The sequence below is a fragment of the Brevibacterium sp. HMSC24B04 genome (assembly GCF_001806835.1).
Classification (GTDB): Bacteria; Actinomycetota; Actinomycetes; order Actinomycetales; family Brevibacteriaceae; genus Brevibacterium; species Brevibacterium ravenspurgense.
This window is the reverse complement of sequence record NZ_KV786087.1, coordinates 162,668-184,039: the sequence shown is the minus strand read 5'-3', so window position 1 is coordinate 184,039 and position 21,372 is coordinate 162,668. Positions and strand designations below refer to the sequence as shown.

Annotated in this window: 20 protein-coding genes; 16 read left to right on the top strand and 4 right to left on the bottom strand. The window is 63.1% G+C overall.

The window, feature by feature from the left end; genetic code table 11:
* Positions 1-8: 8 nt before the first annotated feature.
* Together HMPREF3092_RS05565 and HMPREF3092_RS05560 are read left to right on the top strand one after the other, a co-directional pair.
* Positions 9-1,115: a PucR family transcriptional regulator gene (locus HMPREF3092_RS05565; RefSeq protein WP_070424126.1), complete on the top strand. Its 1,107-nt coding sequence runs from the start codon at positions 9-11 to the stop codon at positions 1,113-1,115.
* Between the two features lie 147 nt (positions 1,116-1,262).
* Positions 1,263-1,697 (top strand): hypothetical protein, encoded by a 435-nt coding sequence (locus HMPREF3092_RS05560; protein ID WP_070424125.1) that lies wholly within the window; start codon positions 1,263-1,265, stop codon positions 1,695-1,697.
* A 17-nt stretch (positions 1,698-1,714) separates the two neighbouring features.
* Here HMPREF3092_RS05560 and HMPREF3092_RS05555 read toward each other — a convergent pair whose 3' ends face one another.
* On the bottom strand, positions 1,715-2,572 hold the full coding sequence (locus tag HMPREF3092_RS05555) for an NUDIX hydrolase (protein WP_070424124.1): 858 nt from the start codon (positions 2,570-2,572) through the stop codon (positions 1,715-1,717).
* A gap of 230 nt (positions 2,573-2,802) precedes the next feature.
* On the opposite strand from HMPREF3092_RS05555, the gene HMPREF3092_RS05550 reads away from it, so the two are divergent.
* Both HMPREF3092_RS05550 and HMPREF3092_RS11200 read left to right on the top strand, forming a co-directional pair.
* Complete coding sequence (locus HMPREF3092_RS05550) at positions 2,803-4,461, top strand: SulP family inorganic anion transporter (protein WP_070424123.1); 1,659 nt, start codon at positions 2,803-2,805, stop codon at positions 4,459-4,461.
* A 147-nt stretch (positions 4,462-4,608) separates the two neighbouring features.
* Positions 4,609-5,496, top strand: coding sequence for a hypothetical protein (locus tag HMPREF3092_RS11200; RefSeq protein WP_141737962.1), 888 nt, complete (start codon positions 4,609-4,611; stop codon positions 5,494-5,496).
* On the opposite strand, the gene HMPREF3092_RS05545 is transcribed toward HMPREF3092_RS11200, so the two are convergent.
* On the bottom strand, positions 5,403-6,941 hold the full coding sequence (locus HMPREF3092_RS05545) for a helix-turn-helix transcriptional regulator (protein WP_070424122.1): 1,539 nt from the start codon (positions 6,939-6,941) through the stop codon (positions 5,403-5,405). The genes HMPREF3092_RS11200 and HMPREF3092_RS05545 overlap by 94 nt on opposite strands.
* 258 nt (positions 6,942-7,199) lie before the next feature.
* Between HMPREF3092_RS05545 and aceA the strand changes: the two genes are divergently transcribed.
* Both aceA and HMPREF3092_RS05535 read left to right on the top strand, forming a co-directional pair.
* Positions 7,200-8,474, top strand: a complete 1,275-nt coding sequence (gene aceA, locus HMPREF3092_RS05540) for an isocitrate lyase (RefSeq protein ID WP_070424121.1) — start codon at positions 7,200-7,202, stop codon at positions 8,472-8,474.
* A 150-nt stretch (positions 8,475-8,624) separates the two neighbouring features.
* The gene (locus HMPREF3092_RS05535) at positions 8,625-10,274 is read left to right on the top strand and encodes an aldolase/citrate lyase/malate synthase family protein (RefSeq protein WP_070424120.1); all 1,650 of its coding nucleotides are present in this window, start codon (positions 8,625-8,627) and stop codon (positions 10,272-10,274) included.
* A 128-nt stretch (positions 10,275-10,402) separates the two neighbouring features.
* On the opposite strand, the gene purB is transcribed toward HMPREF3092_RS05535, so the two are convergent.
* Together purB and recQ are read right to left on the bottom strand one after the other, a co-directional pair.
* A complete protein-coding gene (gene purB / locus HMPREF3092_RS05530; RefSeq protein WP_019174284.1) occupies positions 10,403-11,836 on the bottom strand; it encodes an adenylosuccinate lyase in 1,434 nt (477 codons plus the stop codon).
* A gap of 7 nt (positions 11,837-11,843) precedes the next feature.
* Entirely contained in the window at positions 11,844-13,676 is a 1,833-nt protein-coding gene (recQ, locus tag HMPREF3092_RS05525; RefSeq protein ID WP_070424119.1) for a DNA helicase RecQ, read from the bottom strand.
* Between the two features lie 123 nt (positions 13,677-13,799).
* Here recQ and HMPREF3092_RS05520 point away from each other — a divergent pair, with 123 nt between their 5' ends.
* The 10 genes from HMPREF3092_RS05520 to HMPREF3092_RS05475 all read left to right on the top strand — a co-directional run bounded on the left by HMPREF3092_RS05520 (position 13,800) and on the right by HMPREF3092_RS05475 (position 21,142).
* Positions 13,800-14,027 (top strand): hypothetical protein, encoded by a 228-nt coding sequence (locus tag HMPREF3092_RS05520; protein WP_070424118.1) that lies wholly within the window; start codon positions 13,800-13,802, stop codon positions 14,025-14,027.
* Positions 14,024-14,671: a hypothetical protein gene (locus HMPREF3092_RS05515; protein WP_070424117.1), complete on the top strand. Its 648-nt coding sequence runs from the start codon at positions 14,024-14,026 to the stop codon at positions 14,669-14,671. The genes HMPREF3092_RS05520 and HMPREF3092_RS05515 overlap by 4 nt, the downstream gene beginning before the upstream one ends.
* Entirely contained in the window at positions 14,668-16,074 is a 1,407-nt protein-coding gene (locus HMPREF3092_RS05510; RefSeq protein ID WP_070424116.1) for a lipase family protein, read from the top strand. Before HMPREF3092_RS05515 ends, HMPREF3092_RS05510 begins: the two co-directional genes overlap by 4 nt.
* A 145-nt stretch (positions 16,075-16,219) precedes the next feature.
* The gene (pdhA, locus tag HMPREF3092_RS05505) at positions 16,220-17,368 is read left to right on the top strand and encodes a pyruvate dehydrogenase (acetyl-transferring) E1 component subunit alpha (protein ID WP_019174292.1); all 1,149 of its coding nucleotides are present in this window, start codon (positions 16,220-16,222) and stop codon (positions 17,366-17,368) included.
* Positions 17,369-17,400: 32 nt separating this feature from the next.
* On the top strand, positions 17,401-18,366 hold the full coding sequence (locus tag HMPREF3092_RS05500) for an alpha-ketoacid dehydrogenase subunit beta (RefSeq protein WP_040377070.1): 966 nt from the start codon (positions 17,401-17,403) through the stop codon (positions 18,364-18,366).
* Positions 18,367-18,374: 8 nt separating this feature from the next.
* Positions 18,375-19,709 (top strand): dihydrolipoamide acetyltransferase family protein, encoded by a 1,335-nt coding sequence (locus HMPREF3092_RS05495; protein ID WP_070424115.1) that lies wholly within the window; start codon positions 18,375-18,377, stop codon positions 19,707-19,709.
* Positions 19,710-20,083: 374 nt separating this feature from the next.
* A complete protein-coding gene (gene rpmB, locus HMPREF3092_RS05490) occupies positions 20,084-20,320 on the top strand; it encodes a 50S ribosomal protein L28 (protein WP_019174295.1) in 237 nt (78 codons plus the stop codon).
* A complete protein-coding gene (gene rpmG / locus HMPREF3092_RS05485; protein WP_019174296.1) occupies positions 20,320-20,487 on the top strand; it encodes a 50S ribosomal protein L33 in 168 nt (55 codons plus the stop codon). The genes rpmB and rpmG overlap by 1 nt, the downstream gene beginning before the upstream one ends.
* A 6-nt stretch (positions 20,488-20,493) precedes the next feature.
* Positions 20,494-20,799, top strand: coding sequence for a 30S ribosomal protein S14 (rpsN, locus tag HMPREF3092_RS05480; protein ID WP_019174297.1), 306 nt, complete (start codon positions 20,494-20,496; stop codon positions 20,797-20,799).
* A 58-nt stretch (positions 20,800-20,857) separates the two neighbouring features.
* The gene (locus tag HMPREF3092_RS05475) at positions 20,858-21,142 is read left to right on the top strand and encodes an HU family DNA-binding protein (RefSeq protein WP_019174298.1); all 285 of its coding nucleotides are present in this window, start codon (positions 20,858-20,860) and stop codon (positions 21,140-21,142) included.
* The last annotated feature ends 230 nt before the right edge of the window (positions 21,143-21,372 follow it).

Genomic DNA, 21,372 nt, shown 5'->3' with positions numbered 1-21,372 from the left:
GCGGAGCCGTGGACGCTGAAGAAAGGCTCGCCGCTGTTGAGGCCCTGCTGCGGGCCATGGGTTCGCCCGATCCTCTGGGCGCTGTAGTTCGCCAGCTCAATGCCTATGTGGACGGTGGGGCGATTATCTTCGACCACTCGGCCAATCCTGTTCGCGCTGCCGGGAGGGCGCCCGTGCATCTGCTTGCGGCTTCTCTGGATAACGGCATTGCCGAGGGGCAGCTGCAGTTGGGGCGGTGGCGTGCTCTGGTGCGCGCTGTGACGATTCGCGGCAGCCGCTACTGTGCGGTTCTCGTTGGGTCGGACAAAGGCTTTATGCAGGATGACGGCCTGTGGCTGCTTGAGCGCCTTGAAGCAGTGTTGGCAAGTCTTGACGGTGTAGCAGCATTTGCTGCCTATGAGCGTGTGCGCTGGTCCGAGCAGATTCTCCGCCAGCTGGAATCGGGTGTTCTGACAGCGCGCGTGCCGTATTACTGGGACAGTCTGGAGCGGTTGGGGTTCACGGTCTACTCTCCCGTGGTCTACGTGCGCGGCACGGTGAATGTCGAACCAGCCTCGCTTGTCGAAGAAACCGAGAAGCTGGCCGCCGACGGGGGAATCGCGCTGATCCATCAGTCAATCAGCGGGGACGAACGCTCCACCTTCCGCATGCTCATCAGCGCTGACCTGAACATTGTGGACGCTCTCCGTGAGATCGATGGTGTGGAATCGGCAGGGGTTTCCGAGGTGTTCGACGACCTGGGCACGGTTCCGGATCATGCGGCCGCGGCAATCCGCGCTGAGCGGATGGCGATCAACCGGGGGCGAAAAGTGCAGACCGTTGTTGAGCTTCGACCTCTGGAGTGGCTGTTAGCACAGCGTCCTTCGCGCTTGGACTATTCGCAGTTCGACCGGTTTGCGGCCGTCATCGCCGACAAACAGGACCTGGTCTCCACCGTGTGCGCCTATATTCAGCATGACCAGAGCGTTGATAAGTGCGCAGAAGCGCTGTCCATTCACCCGAACACCGTGCGGTATCGCCTAAGCCAGATCGAGCAGGCCCACGGTGAGTCGATGAAGAACGTCGACTTTCTGGCGAGCCTCTCCATTGCGCACCTGTGGCGGGAAAATTCGTGACGGCGATTCGGCTGTCTAGGTGGAATACGGAGGCAAAATCGCAGTTTTCGCCTGTATATTCCACCTAGACGGCAGAGTAACCCCGATCGAACGCTGGTAGGTTTTTGTTCAGCACCACCCCAAGCATCCGCCGGAGGTCACCGTTTAATGAGTCTGGATACCACCGAGCTGCTTCTAGCTCTCGGCTTGATTCTCGGCGGGGGTCTCGGCTGGACCTACTACATGCAGGCCATACGAAAACAGCCTGAAACCGAAAAGTGGTACGACTCGGCTAATGGGTCGGAGAGCGGCGTCACGGACCGCGACGCCTCCCTGTATTTGGTTCCCTACGGTTCCCTGTTCTTCGGTGTTCTCGGGGTGGCGCTGTTGCTGGGTGGCATGAGCTTCCCTGAGCCCCTCGAAACGATCATTGCTCTTCCGTTCATGGCGGTTTTCGTCATCGCGGTCATCGGCATGACGGGCATTCTGGGAATCCCGCTGCCGTGGCCTTTTGTGCCGCGCTGGGTTGTTGACATCCGCAAGAAGAAACGTGCCCGAGCCCGGCAGCGCCGAGAAGCCAAAAGGGCAAAAAAGAACAGGTAACCCGGGCAGCCCCGTCCCTACATAACTGCCCGCCCCACCTCGTCAGCCAGACGAATGAGCTTTTCCGGCAGTTCCAGGTGCCCCGACCCGTCGCTGTTCTCCACAACGAACGGCCGCACCTCGAGCACGTCACGATTGCCCGCAAGCACCTCGCGAACACCAGCGTGCCCGTACAGTTCGACAAAAGTGCACAGCTGAGGGGGCATCAGCTGCAGCTCACCGGCGGCACTCTTGCGCACAGCGTCTTCAGGCGTGATCCACCCGTCGACAGTCGACTCAGCCGACACCCCAAGAACCTCCTGCCCAACAGGACAGGCGGCCAAGAAGAACCATGTGTGGAAGCGGCGCGGCTCAACCTCGGGTGTCACCCACACACTCCACGGGGTGAGCCAATCAGTGCGCAGAACCAAGCCGTGCTTGCGCAGCAGATCAGCAAAGGACATTTCTCGGGCATCAACCGCCTCCCGGTCAGCCCGCCACTCATCAGTGTTCAGCGTCGTTAGATCGCTGCCATCAGCCGCCGTGGCCAGCAGATAGCCAGACTCCTCAAAAGTCTCCCGCGCCGCCGCAACCAACAGGCCCCGCGCGTCATCCGCACTGACACCCAGCCGCTGCGCCCATTCCTCAGGCGAGGGCCCATGCCACGCATCAATTTCTGCACTGTCAGCAGCGTCGACCTTCCCACCAGGGAAAACGGGCCGGCCTCCGAACACCATCGACGACTGGCGCTTCTGCAGGTACGCCTCCGGTCCGCGCTCGCCATCACGCAACAAGATCACGGTGGCCGACGGCCGGGGAGTGTCCGGCTCAACGCCGCTCATACGCTCTTTGATCTTCGCCAGCGACTCTGCTGAGAAGTGAATTCTGGGATCCATGCCCTCACTGTATGGCCCCGCCACCAGGCGCGCCACCAGCAGGCCCGCACCCGGCCGCGAAAGAAGACCGAGCCATCTGGCGCCTCGTGGTTTTCTACCGCACATCACGAGGCGCCTGCCCGGTCCGCCTATAAACTCCAGGTGAGGGTCCCTCACCAGGGCCCGCAGCAGGTTCGGCGCGCGGGCACAGCGCAGACACCGGGCACAGCGCAGACACAAGGAGCAGATTCATGGGACAGCGGGCAGAAGCAGCGGCACTGCGAGTGGCTCGTCTGTCGCCACGCCTGTCTGACTACGCTGAGCTGCGCTCCAGCTGGCTGCGCGACATCATGGCCGGCATCACCGTCGGCATTGTTGCGATCCCCTTGGCACTGGCCTTCGCAATTGCCAGTGGAGCACCCGCCGAAATGGGGCTCATCACCGGGGTCGTGGCAGGTTTTGTCGCCGCAATCTTCGGCGGTTCCCACGTGCAGGTGTCCGGTCCGACCGGCGCCATGGTCGTCATCCTCCTGCCAATCGCCACCGAATTCGGCTATCAGGCACTGCCGATTGTGGCCATCATGGGCGGAATCCTGGTGATCGCCGCCGCCGTGCTCAAACTAGGGCGCGTGGTTGCCTTCATCCCGTGGCCCGTCATCGAGGGCTTCACGCTGGGCATCGCGATCATCATCTTCATGCAGCAAGTGCCCGCGGCCCTGGGGTCAGAGCCGGGAGAGTCGACAAACGCCATCATCGCGGCCGTCCAATCCTTCGCCCACATCAACACCACCCAAATGCTGTGGTCACTGGCCATGGTCGCCGTTGTGGCCATCATCATGGTTGGGTCAACCCGCCTGCACGAACGCCTGCCCGGTTCGATCCTCGCGATCATCGCGGTCGCGGTCATTGCTCAGGTCGCCGAGGCGCCTCTCGCCGTGATCGGGGAACTGCCCACATCACTTCCCGCACCGAGTGCGCCGGACGCCGATCTTGCGCTGCTGCAAGCACTCATCGGCCCCGCATTCGCGGTTGCAGCACTCACCGCCATCGAATCCCTGCTGTCAGCCCGCGTGGCCTCCGGCATGACATCGGCCGGAGCCTATGACGGTGACCGTGAACTGCTCGGCCAGGGCTTGGCCGGGGTCGCTTCCGGCTTCTTCGGCGGCATGCCCGCAACCGGTGCCATCGCCCGCACAGCAGTCAACGTCCGCGCGGGCGCCCGAACCCGCCTGGCCGCCATCGTCCACGCGCTGTTCCTTGCCGGTGTCGTCTACCTGGCATCAGGGCTGGTCAGCCAGATCCCGATGGTCGCGCTCGCCGGCGTTCTGCTGGTGACAGCCGTCAACATGGTCGACTACCACAACGCCGGCAAGATCATCCGAAGCAGCCGGCAGGACGCGTTCATCTTCGCCCTCACAGCACTCATTACGGTGTCCTTCGACCTGATCTTCGCGGTGCTCATCGGCATTGCGGTCACCGCAGTGTTCGCACTGCGCGCCCTGTCGAAAACCGCTGCTGTCGAACACGAAGAGATCCCGGAACCCCACCAGCCGGAAGACAAGCACATTGCGATCGTCCGCTTCGACGGGGCGCTGTACTTCGGCATCGGCGACCGCATTCTCACCGCCGTCGAAGCAATCGAGGGCATCAACGACGTTGACGTCGTCATCCTCAAGCTGTCCCAGCTGCGGTTCATGGACTCTTCCGGCGCTCGTGTGCTCGCCGAACTCATCAAAGTGTTCGGCAGGCGCAAGATCACCGTGATCGTCAAAGGTCTGCAAGAACGGCACAAACACCTGGCGACCTCGACCGGTGTCCTGTCATCACTGCGCGAAGACGACTACATCATTGCCTCACTGCCGGACGCTGTAGCCCAGGCCCGCGAAATCGTCGCCGCAAAACGCGGCTGACTCGCCGCTTGCAGGTTAAGCTGAGCGAATCTGACTTCGGCAGCGCAGGAGCGCCGAGGCCGCTGAGAAACGCCGCTGAGAAGCGCAGCTTGAGTGCAGGGAAGCACCGAACCAGAGCTGCGCGTCCTGGTCTGGAAAGGGAAATCAATGCGTGATTCGAGTAGAAAGCCCGGTGGCTCACTGTGGCTTGTTTCCGGGGCTCTGTTTGTCATTGCGGCAAGCATCAACGGCTTCAGTGATGGGCTCCTCGACGTTGTTTCCTACCGATTCGCCCTTATCGGAACTGCCGTTTTCGCAGTGGCGGGTCTCGCAATGGTCCTCGCCGCACCGGGGCAGCAGCACGGCCAATCCTCGCGACGCAAGGGCGCGCTCATCGGCTTAGGACTGTCCGCGGTTATCGGCAGTGTCCTTGTGCTGCTTGATACCAGCGCAGAGAAGGCGCTGTTCGGCGAATTTCCCGGCTTCCTCATGCTGGTGGCCCTGCCGGCACTCATCATTGCAGCAGCAATCTGCCTGGCCGCAGCCTTTCCCGCAACCTTGTCTGCCGAAGCTTCCGCTGGCAGCGCGCCGACGGCCAGCAGCGTTCCTACCGCCAGCAGCGGCTCAGGTGACACCGCCGAACGCGGTCCCCGGGCAGCAGGAGCATCGACCTGGCTTCTGTGCGCGATTCTCTATGCTGCAGTGCTTGCCGTGACTGTGTTCGGGGTCTTCCTCGAAGGCATCCTCAACAACAATGTGGCCTTCCCTGCTTCTCAGATCCTGGCGCTGCTGCTTATGACCGCAGCGCTCACGTGCGCCCTGCGCGCCCGTGAACTGAGCGGCTGCGCGCAGCCGTGGAAGCTGTTCACCCTGTTTGCAGTGCTGTCACTGCCGACGCTCATGTCGATCTTCTCTCTGCCCATCACAGCCTATGGCGGCCCTGGGCAGTTCTACGACTTCACTTACCTCGACGTGATCCTTTGGTTCATCGGCGCGCTTGCATTGTTCGCATTGATTGCCGTGTCCGTCGGCGCGTGGCGCTCGAGGAAGGCGTAGACCTCGGTGCGGTCAACACCGGGGAACGCTCCCGGTGGGACCGCGGCAAGGAGGGATGCGTGGGTTCGGGCTGCCGGCCACGAGGCGTCTTCCCACTTGGCACTGAGCTGTTCAGGGGGCTGCGAACAGCAGCTGGGGTCCGGGCACTTCGATACCGACCGGTGGGGTGTTTCCTGTCCCATGAACCACTTGACGTGGGCAAACGGCACGCCGACGCTGATCGAGTACTCACCTCCGGGCAGCACTCGAGCGGTGCACCAGAAGGTTCCCTCCGGGGTGTCCGTGTACTGGAAGTACGGGCTGAAGCGGTCTTCCACCCGGTAGACGGCACGCGATGTGAAGCGTTTGCACGCAAACTGCCCTTCGACAGAGCCCAGGGGGTCCTGGGGGAAGGGAAGCCCATCATTTGAGTAAGCCTTATGAATGGTTCCCGTCTTGGCGACCTTCATGAAGTGCACCGGAAGATCCAGGTGGCGCGTAGCCAAGTTCGTGAACCTGTGCGCGGCTGTTTCGTAGGACACCGAAAAACGGTCGCGCAGCTCCTCAATAGAAATACTCCGGTTTTTCTTGTCGTTCTGCAGCTGTTCAACGGCTGATTTTTCTGGCACGAGCAGCGCTGCGGCCAGGTAATTCACTTCGACGCGCTGACGGAGGAAATCCTGGAAGTTTTTCGGCGGTGTGTGGCCGAGCACGTGTGAAGCCAAAGCGGTGAGCACATGGGAGCGCGGATCGCCCAGTGCCTGTGAATCGTTCGACAGGTACAGCCTCTTATTGCGCGTGTCCGACACCGACCGCGTGGACTCCGGGAGGTCTGGCACGTAGTGCAGGGAAAAGCCCAAGTGGTTGGCGATTGCGGCGGTTTGTGCCTGTGACAGGGGACCGTCGCCCGACCCAATGGCGCCCAGCAGCTGTGCTGCGGCGGCTTCGATGTCCGGGAAATAGTTGTCTTGGGCGCGCATTTCTTCGCGCAGCACTCGGTTGGCTCGGCGTGCTTCCTCCGGTGTTGCGGCCCGCTGTTCCAAGACTGTTGCCAGGGCTCGCTGTAGTGAGGCAATCGCCTGGAGTTCGTCATTGCCCAGTGATTTGGCCCGCACCGTCGGCAGGCCCAGGACGGAGTACAGCGAAGAATTCTGACGGCGCTCAACTTCGAGTTCCAGCGCTGCGCGAGGATCAGCCGGGGTGGGGTTGAGGAGGTCGTCAACCGAAACATCCAGCGCGCTGGCCAGAGAGCCGAGCATGTCGAGGCTGGGTGCGCGTTTGCCGGTTTCAAAAGCAGAGATCTGCGATGCCGCCCGTCCCACGAGGCCGCCGAGTTCCGCCATCGTCATCCCGGCCTGCCCGCGGTAGTGCCGCAGGTTGAGGCCAATGGACAGGGCGTCAGCTTCCGCATGGTCGGACTGGCTGGACCCGGTGGGCAGAAAACTGTTCTCAGGTGAGCTCGACATAGACCCAGTATCGCACCGAATACAAAATAAGCCATCAATTTCTATACGGCAGAAAAACAGTCGAAATTCTCTTGAAAAAGTCTTTCGGAGACCTGAATCACAGAGAAAGATTGAATCCAACACCGGAACCCGGCAGCACCCGCCCAAGGCAAAGCCCCAGAGGCCCAAGCCCCACGGCACAGACCGAGAGGCACCAGCTTCAGCAGAGGCAACCGCTTCCCCGGTGCAACGGCTCAAACGGCTCACAAAGGAGAAACCATGACTGACCTGCACAACGCATCGGCAATCCAGAAGGACTGGGACGAAAACCCCCGCTGGAAGGGCATCGAACGCGACTATACGGCTGAAGACGTCGTCAAACTGCGCGGCTCGCTCATCGAAGAGCACACCATCGCCCGCCACGGTGCTGAACGCCTGTGGGAACTGGTCAACACGGAAGACTTCGTCAACGCACTCGGCGCGCTTACCGGAAACCAGGCCGTCCAGCAGGTCAAGGCCGGACTGAAGGCCATCTACCTGTCCGGTTGGCAGGTTGCCGCAGACGCAAACCTCGCAGGCCAGACCTACCCCGACCAGTCGGTGTACCCGGCCAACTCGGTTCCCGCCGTTGTGCGCCGCATCAACAACGCCCTCATGCGCGCTGACCAGGTCGAAACGGCCGACGGAAAGAAGACTGTCGAAGACTGGTTTGCTCCGATCGTCGCTGACGCTGAAGCAGGCTTCGGCGGCACGCTGAACGTGTACGAACTCATGCGCGGCATGATCAACGCCGGCGCTGCAGGTGTCCACTGGGAAGACCAGCTGGGCTCGGAAAAGAAGTGCGGCCACCTGGGCGGCAAGGTGCTCATCCCGACCGCACAGCACATCCGCACCCTCAACACGGCCCGCCTTGCAGCCGACGTCGAGAACGTGCCCTCGCTCATCATCGCCCGCACCGACGCAGAGGCAGCGACCCTCATCACCTCGGACGTTGACGAGCGCGACCAGCCCTACATCACGGGTGAGCGCACCGCGGAAGGCTTCTACCGCGTCAAGAACGGCATCGAGCCCTGCATTGCCCGCGCCAAGGCATTCGCTCCGTACTCCGACATGATCTGGATGGAGACCTCGACGCCTGACCTCGAAGTCGCCAAGCAGTTCGCAGAAGCGGTCAAGGCCGAATACCCGGACCAGATGTTGTCCTACAACTGCTCGCCTTCATTCAACTGGAAGAAGCACCTGGACGACTCCACGATCGCCAAGTTCCAGCGCGAACTCGGTGCGATGGGCTACAAGTTCCAGTTCATCACCCTGGCCGGCTTCCACGCGCTCAATTACTCGATGTTCGACCTGGCTCACGGCTACGCCCGCGAACAGATGAAGGCCTACGTCGAACTGCAGGAACGCGAATTCGGCTCCGAAGACCGCGGCTACACCGCAACCCGCCATCAGCGCGAGGTCGGTGTGGACTACTTCGACCAGGTTGCCAACATCATCAACCCGCAGTCCTCGACCACCGCAATGAAGGGCTCCACCGAGTCCGCTCAGTTCTGACCCACGTCAGAAGAACCCCTAGAACGTCGGCTCTGGCGGCCACGGCGGCAGCCAAGCCACTCCACGGCGGCAGCCAAGTCACACCACGGCGGCAGCCACGCGCTGACCAGGGCCGACGTCAACCCAGAAAAGGAACACACCGTGTCTCGCATGATTGTCCGCGGAACCCAGACTTCCGAGTTCGGCCGAGTGCTCTCCACTCCGGCTCTCGAGTTCGCTGCGGCTCTGCACAGTGAGTTCGAGACCGAACTGCGCACAGTGCTGCACGGTCGGCAGGTGTCCCGGTCTCGTTCAGACGTGGGTCGCCTCCCCGCCTCGGGGCAGCCGGTCTCGGTCCAGTCCGCCTCGGGAGAGTCCAACGAAGATCCTCGCACGATGCCGGGCTTCCGCGTTGTCGGTGCCGGTCAGGATGTCTGTTCCTCCCCAGACACCCCGGCTGGCACTGCCGACGCCGACGTCCCGCGCACCGCCGGGATCTCGGGCGAGACCTCCCGCAGCACCGACACCAGCACCGGCTTTGTCGAGGTGGTTGCTCCTGCTCTGGGTCAGCAGATTTCCGACGCGCTGCGTTCGGGAGCACAGCTGTGGGTGGCTGACTTCCACACCGGTTTGAGCCACCGGTGGAAGAACGTCGTCACCGCTCAGCAGAACCTGAGGGCCGTTGTGCGGGGAGAGGCTTTCGCCGTCGATCCGCACAACGGTCACCGGGTAAGCATCCGCACTCGGCAGATGCCGAAGGTGAGCATCCGCCCGCGTGACCTCCACGCCCGCGAAGCCCACCTGGTGTGGGAGTCCGACTCCGGTCGGCGCGTCCGCTCAGTTGCCGGTCTGGTTGACTTCGGCCTGTTCTTCTTCCACAACGCAGCCGGCCTGTACATGCGCGGTGAACACCTGCGGGTGCACCTGCCGGGCATCGAAACCGCAGCGGAAGCCGCCCTGTGGAACAGCGTCTTCGCCTACGCGGAAGACCGCATGGGCTTTGAGCGCGGCTTCATCCGCGCCACCGTCCAGGTGGACACCTTCGGCGGTGCGTCCTTCCTTGAGGACATTCTCTTTGCCCTGCGCGAGCACTGCGAAACCGTCACAACCGGTGTGCGCGCCTACATGTCCTCGCTCATTTCCGCAGCCCGCGACTTCGCAGACATTTCGTTCGACGACTGGACGACGCTTAACTACGATGAACCGTCCGTCACCGCTCTGCTGGACCGCGCGGCAGCTCTCAGCGCAGCACACGGCGCCTTGTTCAGCGCTGAATACGACTCCACGCGGCCTGAGATGACTCGCATCCGCGTGGGCGACCCCGCCCTCGTCGAAGAAGCCCGCGAACTCCTGAACACCACCCGCGCCCACGTGGCCGCCGGCGAAACCCAGCCGACCACAGATCCTGGCCGCACCGCCCTCATCGTGGGTGCCCGCACCCCGAACATCAGCATCGACGATGTTCACGCCAACATCCGTCGTGTACTCGGCTACACCGACACCTACCTGTCGGGTCTGGGCGAGTACCGCGAAGACGGCCGCATCATCGGCACCGCCGCGGCGGAACTATCCCACAGCCAGCTGTGGCAGTGGCTGCGCAACAGCGTCGAACTCACTGACGGCCGGACCTTCGACACGACGGTCTTCACGCGTGCTGTCGCGGAAGAACTCGCGGTGGTGCCGCTGCACGCCGCCGACTACTTCCACGAAATCGCGGACATGCTGCGCGAAACCGTCGACCACCCAGATTTCACGGAGTCTTTCGTGCGGCTGGCCTATGACCGCTTCCTCGTGGAGCGGGCCGCACGCCGGGCCTCGTGATCCGGTTCTCGCACACGGAACCGAAACACACACAGAACCGCACACACAGAAAAACTGACGAGGTGCCGCTCCAGGTGAGCGGCACCTCGTCAGTTTTTGTTGGGGTCAGCTGACAGTGGGCAGCACGGTCAGCCGTTCTTCAGCGCGCTCCAGCGTTCGGCGTGATCGGCGGCAAGCTGGCGGGCCTGACCGATGTAGGTCTGCGGGCGCAGTTCCTTCAGACGCTCGGCGTCGTCTTCCGGCAGACCCAGGCCCGCAGTGAATTCCTGCAGGTCAGCCTGGCCGATCCGGTGGCCCCGCGTGAGCTCCTTGAGCTTTTCGTAGGGGTTTTCCATGCCGGGAACACCGCGCAGGTAGGCCGCGCGCATGACCGACTGGACGGCTTCGCCGAGCACTTCCCAGTTGCCTTCGAGGTCGGCGTTGAGCTCTTCCTGGTTGATGTCGAGCATCTTCAGGCCCTTGACCAGGTTGTTCATCGCCAGGATCGAGTGGCCGAACGCCACACCGATGTTGCGCTGCATGGTGGAGTCCGTCAGGTCGCGCTGCAGGCGGCTGGTGACAAGCGTGTCGGCCAGGGTGTTCAGCAGAGCGCAGGACACTTCGAGGTTCGCTTCTGCGTTCTCAAAGCGGATGGGGTTGACCTTGTGCGGCATCGTTGACGAACCGGTCGCACCCTCAACGGGGATCTGCTTGAAGTAGTTCATCGAAATGTAGGTCCAGAAGTCTGTCGCCAGGTTGTGGGCGATCCGGTTGAACCTGTCGATGTCGGAGTACAGCTCCGCCTGGAAGTCATGCGATTCGATCTGTGTGGTCAGCGGGTTGAACGTAAGCCCCAGGCGGTCTTCCACGAAGCTGCGGGCGATCTCCGGCCAGTCAGCGCCGGGAACCGCGACCGAGTGGGCTGCGTAGGTGCCGGTCGCACCGTTGATCTTGCCCAGGTAGACAGTGTCCTTGATCCGCTTGAACTGGCGGGCCAGGCGGTGTGCGGTCACCGCGATTTCCTTGCCCATGGTGGTCGGCGTGGCCGGCTGACCGTGCGTGTGGGCGAGCATCGGAACGTCCGCGAGTTCCTGCGCCATGTCCGTCAGCTGATCAATGAGAGCTTCGGCCCGCGGCAGCCACTGGTTCTCCACCGCGCCCTTGAGCCCCAGGGCGTAGGACAGGTTGTTGATGTCTTCGGAGGTGCAGCAGAAGTGCACGAACTCGCGCAGGTCATCCCCGCCCAGCTCAGCCAGGCGGTCCTTGATGACGTACTCGACTGCCTTGACGTCATGCACCGTGACCTTCTCAATGTCCTTGAGCTTGGCAATCGTGTCAGCGTCAAAGTTCTCGACCAGACCGCGCAGGCCGGCCTTCTCTTCGTCCGTCACAGCGCGCACACCGTCGATCACACCGTTTTCCGACAGGTGGATCAGCCATTCCACTTCCACGTGGATGCGGTCGCGGTTGAGTGCGGCCTCAGACAGGTAGTCGACGAGGCCCGCCGCATCGGCACGATAGCGGCCATCAAGCGGGCTCAGGGCAATAGCGGGGTCAAGATCAGCCAAAGTCACGCGAGTCATAGCCCCATCATCCCACGTCCGCTCCGGTGACGATTTCCACGACCTCGGTTCCATACGCCTCGAGCTTTTTGTCGCCGACCCCGCTGACCTTCCGCAGAGCAGCCAGCGACTGCGGCTGGGCAATCGCAATGTGCATGAGTGCCGCATCCGGGAACACCACGTAGGCGGGGACACCGGCGGTTGCCGCAGTGGTCTTCCGCCAGGCGCGCAGCCGGTTGAAGATCTCCTCCTGGTCTTCTGTCAGGTGGTACTTCCGCACACTCCCTGACGAGGCGGAGCTCGCCCTGGTCTGCCTCTTCGGCTTGGCCAGTTCGACCCTGACCTCACCGCGCAGCACCGGGTCGGCAGAAGCATCGACCATGAACACGCCGTACTCGCTGACCGGCACGGTCCAGCCGCGGGCCGTGGTCTGCCTGAACACCGAACGCCACTGGGCTTCGCTCAGATCAGCGCCGATGCCCCACACCGACAGGCTCTTGTGGTCAGATTCGTCCGAGCGCGGATTGTTCTTGCCGCGCAGCACATCGATGATCTGCCCCGTGCCGAACCGCTGACCGCGCTCGCGCTCCAAGCGGATGATGGTCGACAGCAGCATCTGCACCGCCACCGTCGCATCCCACGCCTGCGGCGGATTAAGGCACGTATCGCAGTTGCCGCACGGGCCGGATTCCTCGCCGAAGTACTGCAGAATCTGCTGACGGCGGCACGTGAGCGACTCACACAGGGCCAGCATCGAATCCAAATGCCGGCTCAAGTTCTGCCGGTGCTGCGGCGAACCCTCCGACTGACTGATCAGCCTGCGCTGAGCCACAACATCGCCCAAGCCGTACACCATCCACGCGGTCGCCGGCAGACCATCACGGCCAGCACGGCCCGTCTCCTGGTAATAGCCCTCAACGGACTTCGGCAGATCCACGTGGGCAACAAAGCGCACATCCGGTTTGTCAATGCCCATGCCGAACGCAATCGTGGCGACCATGACAACGCCGTCCTCGCGTAAGAACCTGGCCTGCCGGGCCGAACGCTCCTCCTGCGGCAAACCCGCGTGATAGGCAAGCGCATCAATGCCCTGCTCACACAGGTAATCCGCAAACTGCTCCGTGGATTTGCGTGACAGACAGTAGACAATGCCCGCCTCACCCGGATGCTCATCCTTGATCAGCTCCACCAGCTGCCGGCGCGGGGACGTCTTCTCCGCAATCCGGTACTGAATGTTCGGCCGATCAAAACTCGAAACAAAATGACGCGCCTCACCCATGGCCAACCGCCGCGTCAGTTCATCATGGGCAGCCGGGGCGGCGGTTGCCGTCAGCGCGACACGCGGCACGGTGGGAAAACGCTCATGCAGAACCGACAAACCCAGGTAGTCAGTCCGAAAATCATGACCCCACTGGGACACACAGTGCGCCTCATCAATGGCAAACAGCGAAACCTCTGTCTGTTCGAGGAGGCGAAGCGTCCTTTCCTGGACGAGCCTTTCGGGAGCCAAGTACAGAAGATCCAAATCACCTGAGCGGAACCGGGCCTGCACCTCGTGCGCCTCTTCCGGGCTCAGGCTCGAATTGAGGTAGGCGGCCTTGACCCCGAGCGCTTCGAGGGCCACAACCTGGTCCTCCATGAGCGCGATGAGGGGCGAAATGACCACGCCGGTTCCGGGACGCACGAGGGCCGGAATCTGGTAGCACAGCGACTTCCCGCCGCCGGTGGGCATGAGGACTACCGCGTCACCGCCTGTGCATAGGTGCTCGATGATCTCTTCCTGCTGGCCCCGAAACGACGAATAGCCGAAGACGGAATCGAGAACTTCGGCGGGGGTTCGCTGTTCGGCAGTCACGGGCACACCCTATCCGTGTTGCTGGGGAGTGTGCGGCTGAGTGTCGACCGGCTGTGGACAACTGCAGGCTTGTCCACAGGGCGCTGCGGGATCTGGTGGCTGTGTGCCGGCGGTGCAGAAGATCGGGCCATGGACGAACTGCACGCAATGATGAAGCAATGGGAAGCCGCCAGCGCCGAATGGGCGGTGTTGGCACGGGCTGTCGCCGCAGCTGATCCCGATTACTGGGAGGGTGCTGCCGCTGACGCCTTCCGCTGGCAGCTGCGGGAACGCGCACGAGCCTGCTCTGAGGCTGAGCGCATGGCAGGCGAGGTCGTGCTCGCCTTCGCCGAGCACGTCAGGCAGGTGGCGCCATGACGTGGCTCGATCTTGACCCTCGCGCTTTTGCCGAACTGCCGCCGGACCTCGTCGCGCTCCTGCCAGCCGGGGTCGTGCCGACTCTGAAGGAACCGGATCTTGGTGATCCAGCTGACGAGGTGCCGGTTCCGGGGGAGGGGAGTGGCACCTCGTGCGTTGGTGGGGAGTGCGCGGATGGCGGGGGCAGTCGTAAGGGCTCCCCTGGGGAGCCCGTCGACGGTGCCGAGCTTGCGTTCGCAGTGGCCTTCGCCTCGAGCCCCTTTGTCTTTTCCGCCTATGCGTGCGGGCCGCCGGGCACGCTGGTAATCCACGCGGTGTTCGATCCGGCAACCGCCGCGGTCATCGTGCGTCGGGACAGCGGTGATTTAGGCGCCGACGGTGTTCCGGCAGACCTGGGTGAGGCCGTGCGCGGCCGTCTGCTGCGGGGAACCTTCTGCGATCTGGGCGACCTTCCGCAGATATTCGGCGACATACTCGCCGCCGGCTACAGTGCCGGCGTTTTCGCCGTGGGTGCGCTTACACCTGAAGGCCAGCCGGGACATGTGTTTGAGCACGTCGAATTCACTGCCGCCGACCGTCCCGCTGCCACTGTCGCGGTTCTCGACGCAGCGCTCGCCGCGGCTTATGAATGGGTCGAATCATGAGGGTCATCGGAGGTGAGCGCGGATTCTCTGCCCGACTGGAAAACATTCGCAGTGCCGGAGGTGCGCTCGAAAGTCTGGGCGGCACCGTCGGAGACCTCGTGCGGGCAACCCCACCGCCGCCGGGCGTGAGCTCACTGCTGGATTCGCCAGTGACGTGGGCGAAGGTTGAATACGCCTGCACTGCGTTCTTCATGCGCACACGCGGGCTCAGTGACAGCATTACGAAGCTTGGCACGCAGGCGCTGCTGGCGGCAGCAGGCTATGAAACGGCGGATTCCGCGGCTCGAGCGGCGCAGCAGGTCGGCAGTTGGGCGGCCGGGTGGGGCTTCGGCGTCGCAGTGCGGGTGACAGCACCCCTATGGGCGGTGCCGGCCGCCATCACAGCGCTGACAGCGGCCGGATGGATTGCGGCGGCAGATGGCCTTGTCACGCTTGCCACCGGCAACAGCCCCGAATTCGGCAAGAAGGCCATGGCGGCAGCCCGCGGGATCTTTGAACAGGCGCTGGCAGACAACACGGGCGCTTTCAGCAGAGTCCTCGATTCGGGACTTTCCGGTTTCGCCACTGGCCTGCTCGGTCTGCCCCCGCTGCCTCCGATCATCGAAGCGATGCGAGCCGGTCCGCTCACGCGCTCTTTGGCCAGGACGGGCGAAGCCAGCGGAGCCTTCCCGACAGAACCGCCGGAGGTCCGCTCCTACAAGGCGACGCCCGGTGGGTCGCCGCGTTCCCTGTCAGGTCTGTACGAACGTGAAGTCGCTGCGCACTCCGGACGCGACAACGGTAGGGTTCGGGTGGACGCCGTGCGTGGGCCGGACGGGAAGAAGCGCTACATCGTGTATGTGCCCGCAACAACTGACTGGAGTGTCAAAGGAGGGCGCAACACAACGGACACCGCTACGAACGTGCAGACCATGGCCCAGCGCGAATCCGCCATGCGCCACGTGGTGAGGACGGCAATAAAGGAAAGCGGCATCGGGCCGGATGACGAAATCATGTTCGTCGGCTATTCGCAGGGCGGGATTGTTGCGGCATCGTTGGCCGCCGATCCCGAATTCCGCAAGCAGGCGAACGTGAGGCAGGTGGTTACGGTGGGCAGCCCCATAGGGCGCTTCGACGTCGGCAACACCAAGGTGCTGTCCATCGAACAGGACCGGGACGTGATTCCGGCACTCGACGGCACTGACAACCCAGACAAGCGCAACTGGACCACCATCATCGCCGACTCACCACCCGTCGACAGCCCTCTGGGTGCGCACTCATCTGATGCGTACACTGAGGTCATCCGCGATCTCGAGAAGAGCAGACAGCCCGATGTTGTGCAGTTCTCGAAAGACAACCGCGATTTTCTTGGCGGCACGGTCGAAGAGTCACGCGAATTCGAAGGGGTCCGGAAGGAAAAATAAGCGCTCATCTTGGCATAGGTCGTCACTTCCGTTAGATTGTGTTCACAATGTGAAACGCGTCACCGACGCCTAGGCAAACAGCCGAGCGCTCGGTTGGTTTGGCAAAGAGGCCACAAGCCACTCGGCCACGACTAGAGGAGAAGCTATGACTTCGAATCTCGCAGGCAACACCAATACTGCACAAGATTCAGATCGTCCGATGATTCAGATGCTTTCGCCGGAAGGCAAGCGAGTCCGCTCCGGAGAGTACGATTCCTACGCAGCAGACCTCACAGGCGAGGACATGCGGGAGTTCTACCGGGACATGGTGCTCATCCGTCGAGTAGACGCAGAGGGCAATGCCCTGCAGCGTCAGGGACAGCTGGGCCTGTGGGCCCCGCTCAAGGGCCAGGAAGCAGCGCAGATCGGACTGGGCCGCGCACTGCGCAAACAGGACTTCGTGTTCCCCACCTACCGTGAACACGGTCTGGCATGGTGCCGCGGGGTTGAACCCGAAACGCTGCTGGGTATGTTCCGCGGCCAGCACCACGGTGGCTGGGACCCGCAGGAAAACCGCTTCCACACCTACACGATTGTCATCGGCTCGCAGGTTCTGCACGCCACCGGCTACGCCATGGGCGTGAAGTTCGACGGCGACGTCGCCACCGGCGACCTCGACCGCGACACCATCTCGGTCGCCTGCATGGGCGACGGTGCCACCAGCCAGGGCGACGTTTCTGAAGGCCTCAACTTCGCAGCGGTCTTCCACGCACCCGTCCTGTTCTTCATCCAGAACAACCAGTTCGCCATTTCGGAACCGAACTCCGCGCAGATGGCAGCCCCGCTGTTCAAGCGCGGAACCGGCTTCGGCGTGCCCGGTGTGCGCGTCGACGGCAACGACGTTCTGGCCATGTACTCCGTGGCGAAGGCCAGCGCCGACTCGATTCGCGCAGGCCTGGGCCCCATGCTGATCGAAGCGTTCACCTACCGCATGGGGGCACACACCACGGCTGACGACCCCACCAAGTACCGTTCGGACGCACTGACGGAATCGTGGCTCGAAAAGGACCCGATCGACCGGGTTCGCCGCTTCCTGCATCACGAGGACTACGCCGACCAGAAGTTCTTCGATGAGGTCGACGAAGAAGCGGATGCTCTCGCAGCCCGCATCCGCGCGGCATGCATGGCCATGGAACCTCCGGCACCGTCAGAGATGTTCGACTCCGTGTTCGTTGAAAAGCACCCTCTCATCGAAGCCGAACAGCGCGAGTACCTCGAATACCTCGACTCGTTCGCAGAGGAAGGTGCACTGTGACCGCAGTTTCCACCCTCGACTCGATCCAGAAGATGCCACTGTCCAAGGGCATCACCGCGGGCCTTCGCAAGGCCATGGAAGAAGACTCCAAGGTCGTTCTCATCGGTGAGGACATCGGCAAGCTCGGCGGTGTCTTCCGTGTGACAGAAGGCCTCCAGAAGGACTTCGGCGAACAGCGCGTCATAGACGCGCCCCTGGCCGAATCCGGCATTGTCGGCACCGCAATCGGTATGGCCATCCGCGGCTACCGTCCGGTTGTCGAAATCCAGTTCGACGCGTTCGTCTTCCCGGCCTACGACCAGATCGTGACCCAGCTGGCGAAGCTCCACGCGCGCACCCGCGGAAAGCTCAATGTGCCGGTCGTCATCCGCATACCCTACGGCGGCGGCATCGGCTCACCCGAACACCACTCGGAAAGCCCCGAAACGGTCTTCGCCCACCACGCAGGGCTCAAGATCATGACGCCGTCGAATGCGAACGACGCCTACTGGATGATCCAGGAAGCCATCAAGAGCCCCGACCCGGTCATCTTCTTCGAGCCCAAGCGCCAGTACTGGCTGCGCGGCGACGTCGACCTCGACAACCCCGCAACCACCGCCTACAGCGCGCACATCGCCCGCCCCGGCAAGGACTGCACGCTCGTGGCCTACGGTCCGCTCGTTCCGCAGGCGCTCGACGCCGCGGCCGCTGCGGCCGAAGAGGGCGTTGACCTCGAAGTCATCGACCTGCGCGGCCTCAACCCCATCGACTTCCCGGTCATCGAAGAGTCCGTGAAGAAGACGGGCCGTCTGGTAGTCGCCCATGAAGCCCCCGTCTTCTTGGGCCTGGGGTCGGAAATCGCCGCACGGATCAGTGAACGCTGCTTCTACCACCTCGAAGCTCCCGTGCTGCGAGTCGGCGCACCGCACGCCCCGTACCCCGGTTCGAAGCTCGAACAGCACTACCTGCCCGACCTCGACCGCATTCTCGATGCCGTCGACCGCGCTATGGACTTCTAAGGAACCCAATGACAGACACATTTCTCCTGCCCGACCCGGGCGAGGGGCTGACCGAAGCTGACATCATTTCGTGGAAGGTCGCGGAGGGCGACACCGTCACGGTCAACCAGATCCTCGTCGAAATCGAAACCGCTAAATCGCTCGTCGAACTGCCCAGCCCGCACGCCGGTGTGATCGCCAAGCTGCTGGTAGAGGAAGGCCAGACCGTCGAAGTCGGCACCCCGATCCTCCAGTTCGAAGGCGATGGCACCTCGTCCGGTGACGCTCCCGCAGCGGACGCTGCCGATGACAGCGCTGCTGATGAAGGCTCCGGCCCTAACCTCGTGGGCTACGGAACGACCGCGCAGTCCAAGCGCCGCCGCCCCCGCAAGGGACAGCAGGCTCCGGCGGCAGCGCCGGCAGCGGCCCCAGCAGCTGAAGCCAAGCCGGCAGCCCAGCCAGAGCCCGCGGCCCCGGCCCGTGCCGGACACGCCCTGGCCAAGCCGCCCGTGCGCAAACTCGCAAAGGACAACGGCATCAACCTCGCCGATGTCCCGGCAACCGGCGAAGGCGGCATCGTCACCCGCGCCGACCTCATGAACTTCATGGAAAGCGGGCAGGCGAGCACCGCGGCCGCCCCGGCGACCGGCACCTCGGCAGCTGCTGCCGCACCGGGAACCGAAGAGCGCATCCCGTTCAAGGGCGTCACCAAGTTCATGGCGCAGGCCATGGTCGATTCGGCGTTCACCGCGCCGCACGTCACCGAGTTCCTCGACGTGGACATGACCGCCACGATGGAACTGGTGCGCCGCTTCAAGGCCTCCGGCGTTCTCGGCGATGTAAAGCTGTCGCCGCTGGCAGTCGTTGCCAAGGCTGTGACCTGGGCTGTTGCCCGCAACCCGCGGATCAACAGTTCGCTGGAGGGCGACGAAATCGTCGTCAAGCACTACGTCAACCTGGGCATTGCGGCAGCAACGCCGCGCGGCCTGGTCGTGCCGAACATCAAGGACGCCCACGCGATGGGACTGGGTCAGCTTGCCGGAGAGATCCGCGAACTGGCACTCACCGCGCGCGACGGCCGGACCACCCCGGCTGCGCAGACCGGCGGAACCATCACCATCACCAACGTCGGAGTGTTCGGCGTGGATGCCGGAACACCCATCATCAACCCCGGCGAGGCCGCCATCCTCGCCTTCGGCCAGGTGCGCCAGCGCCCGTGGGTTGTCGACGGAGAAATCGTGCCGCGCGAAATCACCACGCTGGCAGTGTCTGCAGACCACAGGCTGGTCGACGGCGAGATCATCTCGAAGTTCCTCGCCGATGTGGGTCGCGCACTCGAAGACCCGGCGGTCATGCTGGCCTAAGGTGCAGCGCCGATGCGCCTCGGCTGTACCAGAGCTGCAGTCCGATTTGGCGCATCGGCGCGCATCGGTTTAGAATAATTCCCTGTTGTGGCCGAATTGTGCCCCAACGCGCTCACACAGCGATGCTGAGCACAGGCCCTTCTCTCACAGGCCTGACACACGCTGGTGAGACATCGTCGGAACTAGGGACTATCCACCCCGAAGGTTTCGCACAAGCCCTTCACCGGGCAAAGAGCAACCACCGCTGTGTTCACGTCGGCGCGAACGCCGACAGGGGAACGAGCCCGGTGGAACTGTGAAGATGTCTCGGCGGCTGCCCTCACGCACTTAATGCGAGGACAACGCCGCCGGCAGAAGTCAACTGGAGGAGAGTCATGGCAGCAGTCTGCCAGGTAACCGGGGCCACCCCTGGTTTTGGGAACAACGTCTCCCACTCGAACCGCCGCACCCGTCGTCGGTTCGACATCAACATTCAGAAGAAGCGCTACTACGTGCCGTCGCTGCGCCGCAAGGTCACGCTGACGGTTTCGACCCGCGGCATCAAGGTCATTGACGCTCGCGGCATTGACGCTGTGGTCAACGAGCTCATCGCTAAGGGAGTGAAGCTCTGATGGCAAAAGCACAGGACGTACGCCCCATCATCAAGCTGAAGTCAACGGCCGGAACCGGTTACACCTACGTGACCAAGAAGAACCGCCGCAACACCCCCGACCGCATCGTCATGAAGAAGTACGACCCAGTGGTCCGCAAGCACGTCGAATTCCGCGAGGAGCGCTGATAGTCAATGGCTAAGAAGTCTAAGATCGCACGCGAAAAGCAGCGCCAGGCCATCGTCGAGCGCTACGCTGAACGCCGCGCTGAACTCAAGCGTCAGCTGGTTCACCCCGATTCCACCGACGAACAGCGCGAGGAAGCACGCCTGGGTCTGCAGAAGCTGCCCCGCGATGCTTCGCCGGTCCGTCTGCGCAACCGCGACCAGGTTGACGGTCGTCCGCGCGGCTACCTCCGCAAGTTCGGTGTTTCCCGTGTTCGCTTCCGGGAAATGGCCCACAAGGGCGAGCTTCCCGGCGTTACCAAGTCGAGCTGGTAAGGTTTTTCCTGTTCGTCTCGGTTATACCGAAACCTAAGTCCTAGAGGAGGACGTTCTTATGGCTAAGAACCGCAGCGAGCTTGTCGCAGAAGTTGCAGACAAGTCCGGCCTGACCCAGAAGCAGGTCTCCGACGTTCTCGATGGTGTCTTCGACGCCTTCGCAGATGTCGTCAGCAAGGGCGAAAAGCTCACCATCCCGGGCTGGCTGTCCGTTGAGCGCACCGAACGTGCCGCTCGCAAGGGCCGCAACCCGCAGACCGGCGAGGAAATCCAGATTCCCGCTGGCTACTCCGTGAAGCTTTCGGCTGGTTCGAAGCTCAAGGCTGCTGCAGGCAAGCCCTGATCAAGCAGACTGAGGACTTCAACGTTCTTTAGCTCTGACCGCGGCGCTTAGGCGCAGCGGAGAGCACTCGCGAGGGGATCCCGACGTTTGTCGGGGTCCCCTCGTTTTTGTTTGTGCGGTTTGGGGTGGACTCGTAGGGGTTCGCTGGCGCTAGCGTGCTCGAAACTCCGGTTAGGCGGTATCTGCGCTTTAGAAGCGAATCCACCCGTTAGCCGCATGGGGACACCCGT

Coding starts and splice junctions, on each gene's coding strand:
- HMPREF3092_RS05560 (WP_070424125.1), top strand. CDS start 1,263: ATGAGTCTGGATACCACCGAGCTGCTTCTAGCTCTCGGCTTGATTCTC.
- HMPREF3092_RS05555 (WP_070424124.1), bottom strand. CDS start 2,572: ATGGATCCCAGAATTCACTTCTCAGCAGAGTCGCTGGCGAAGATCAAA.
- HMPREF3092_RS05550 (WP_070424123.1), top strand. CDS start 2,803: ATGGGACAGCGGGCAGAAGCAGCGGCACTGCGAGTGGCTCGTCTGTCG.
- HMPREF3092_RS11200 (WP_141737962.1), top strand. CDS start 4,609: ATGCGTGATTCGAGTAGAAAGCCCGGTGGCTCACTGTGGCTTGTTTCC.
- HMPREF3092_RS05545 (WP_070424122.1), bottom strand. CDS start 6,941: ATGTCGAGCTCACCTGAGAACAGTTTTCTGCCCACCGGGTCCAGCCAG.
- aceA (WP_070424121.1), top strand. CDS start 7,200: ATGACTGACCTGCACAACGCATCGGCAATCCAGAAGGACTGGGACGAA.
- HMPREF3092_RS05535 (WP_070424120.1), top strand. CDS start 8,625: ATGATTGTCCGCGGAACCCAGACTTCCGAGTTCGGCCGAGTGCTCTCC.
- purB (WP_019174284.1), bottom strand. CDS start 11,836: ATGACTCGCGTGACTTTGGCTGATCTTGACCCCGCTATTGCCCTGAGC.
- HMPREF3092_RS05520 (WP_070424118.1), top strand. CDS start 13,800: ATGGACGAACTGCACGCAATGATGAAGCAATGGGAAGCCGCCAGCGCC.
- HMPREF3092_RS05515 (WP_070424117.1), top strand. CDS start 14,024: ATGACGTGGCTCGATCTTGACCCTCGCGCTTTTGCCGAACTGCCGCCG.
- HMPREF3092_RS05510 (WP_070424116.1), top strand. CDS start 14,668: ATGAGGGTCATCGGAGGTGAGCGCGGATTCTCTGCCCGACTGGAAAAC.
- pdhA (WP_019174292.1), top strand. CDS start 16,220: ATGACTTCGAATCTCGCAGGCAACACCAATACTGCACAAGATTCAGAT.
- HMPREF3092_RS05500 (WP_040377070.1), top strand. CDS start 17,401: ATGCCACTGTCCAAGGGCATCACCGCGGGCCTTCGCAAGGCCATGGAA.
- HMPREF3092_RS05495 (WP_070424115.1), top strand. CDS start 18,375: ATGACAGACACATTTCTCCTGCCCGACCCGGGCGAGGGGCTGACCGAA.
- rpmB (WP_019174295.1), top strand. CDS start 20,084: ATGGCAGCAGTCTGCCAGGTAACCGGGGCCACCCCTGGTTTTGGGAAC.
- rpmG (WP_019174296.1), top strand. CDS start 20,320: ATGGCAAAAGCACAGGACGTACGCCCCATCATCAAGCTGAAGTCAACG.
- rpsN (WP_019174297.1), top strand. CDS start 20,494: ATGGCTAAGAAGTCTAAGATCGCACGCGAAAAGCAGCGCCAGGCCATC.
- HMPREF3092_RS05475 (WP_019174298.1), top strand. CDS start 20,858: ATGGCTAAGAACCGCAGCGAGCTTGTCGCAGAAGTTGCAGACAAGTCC.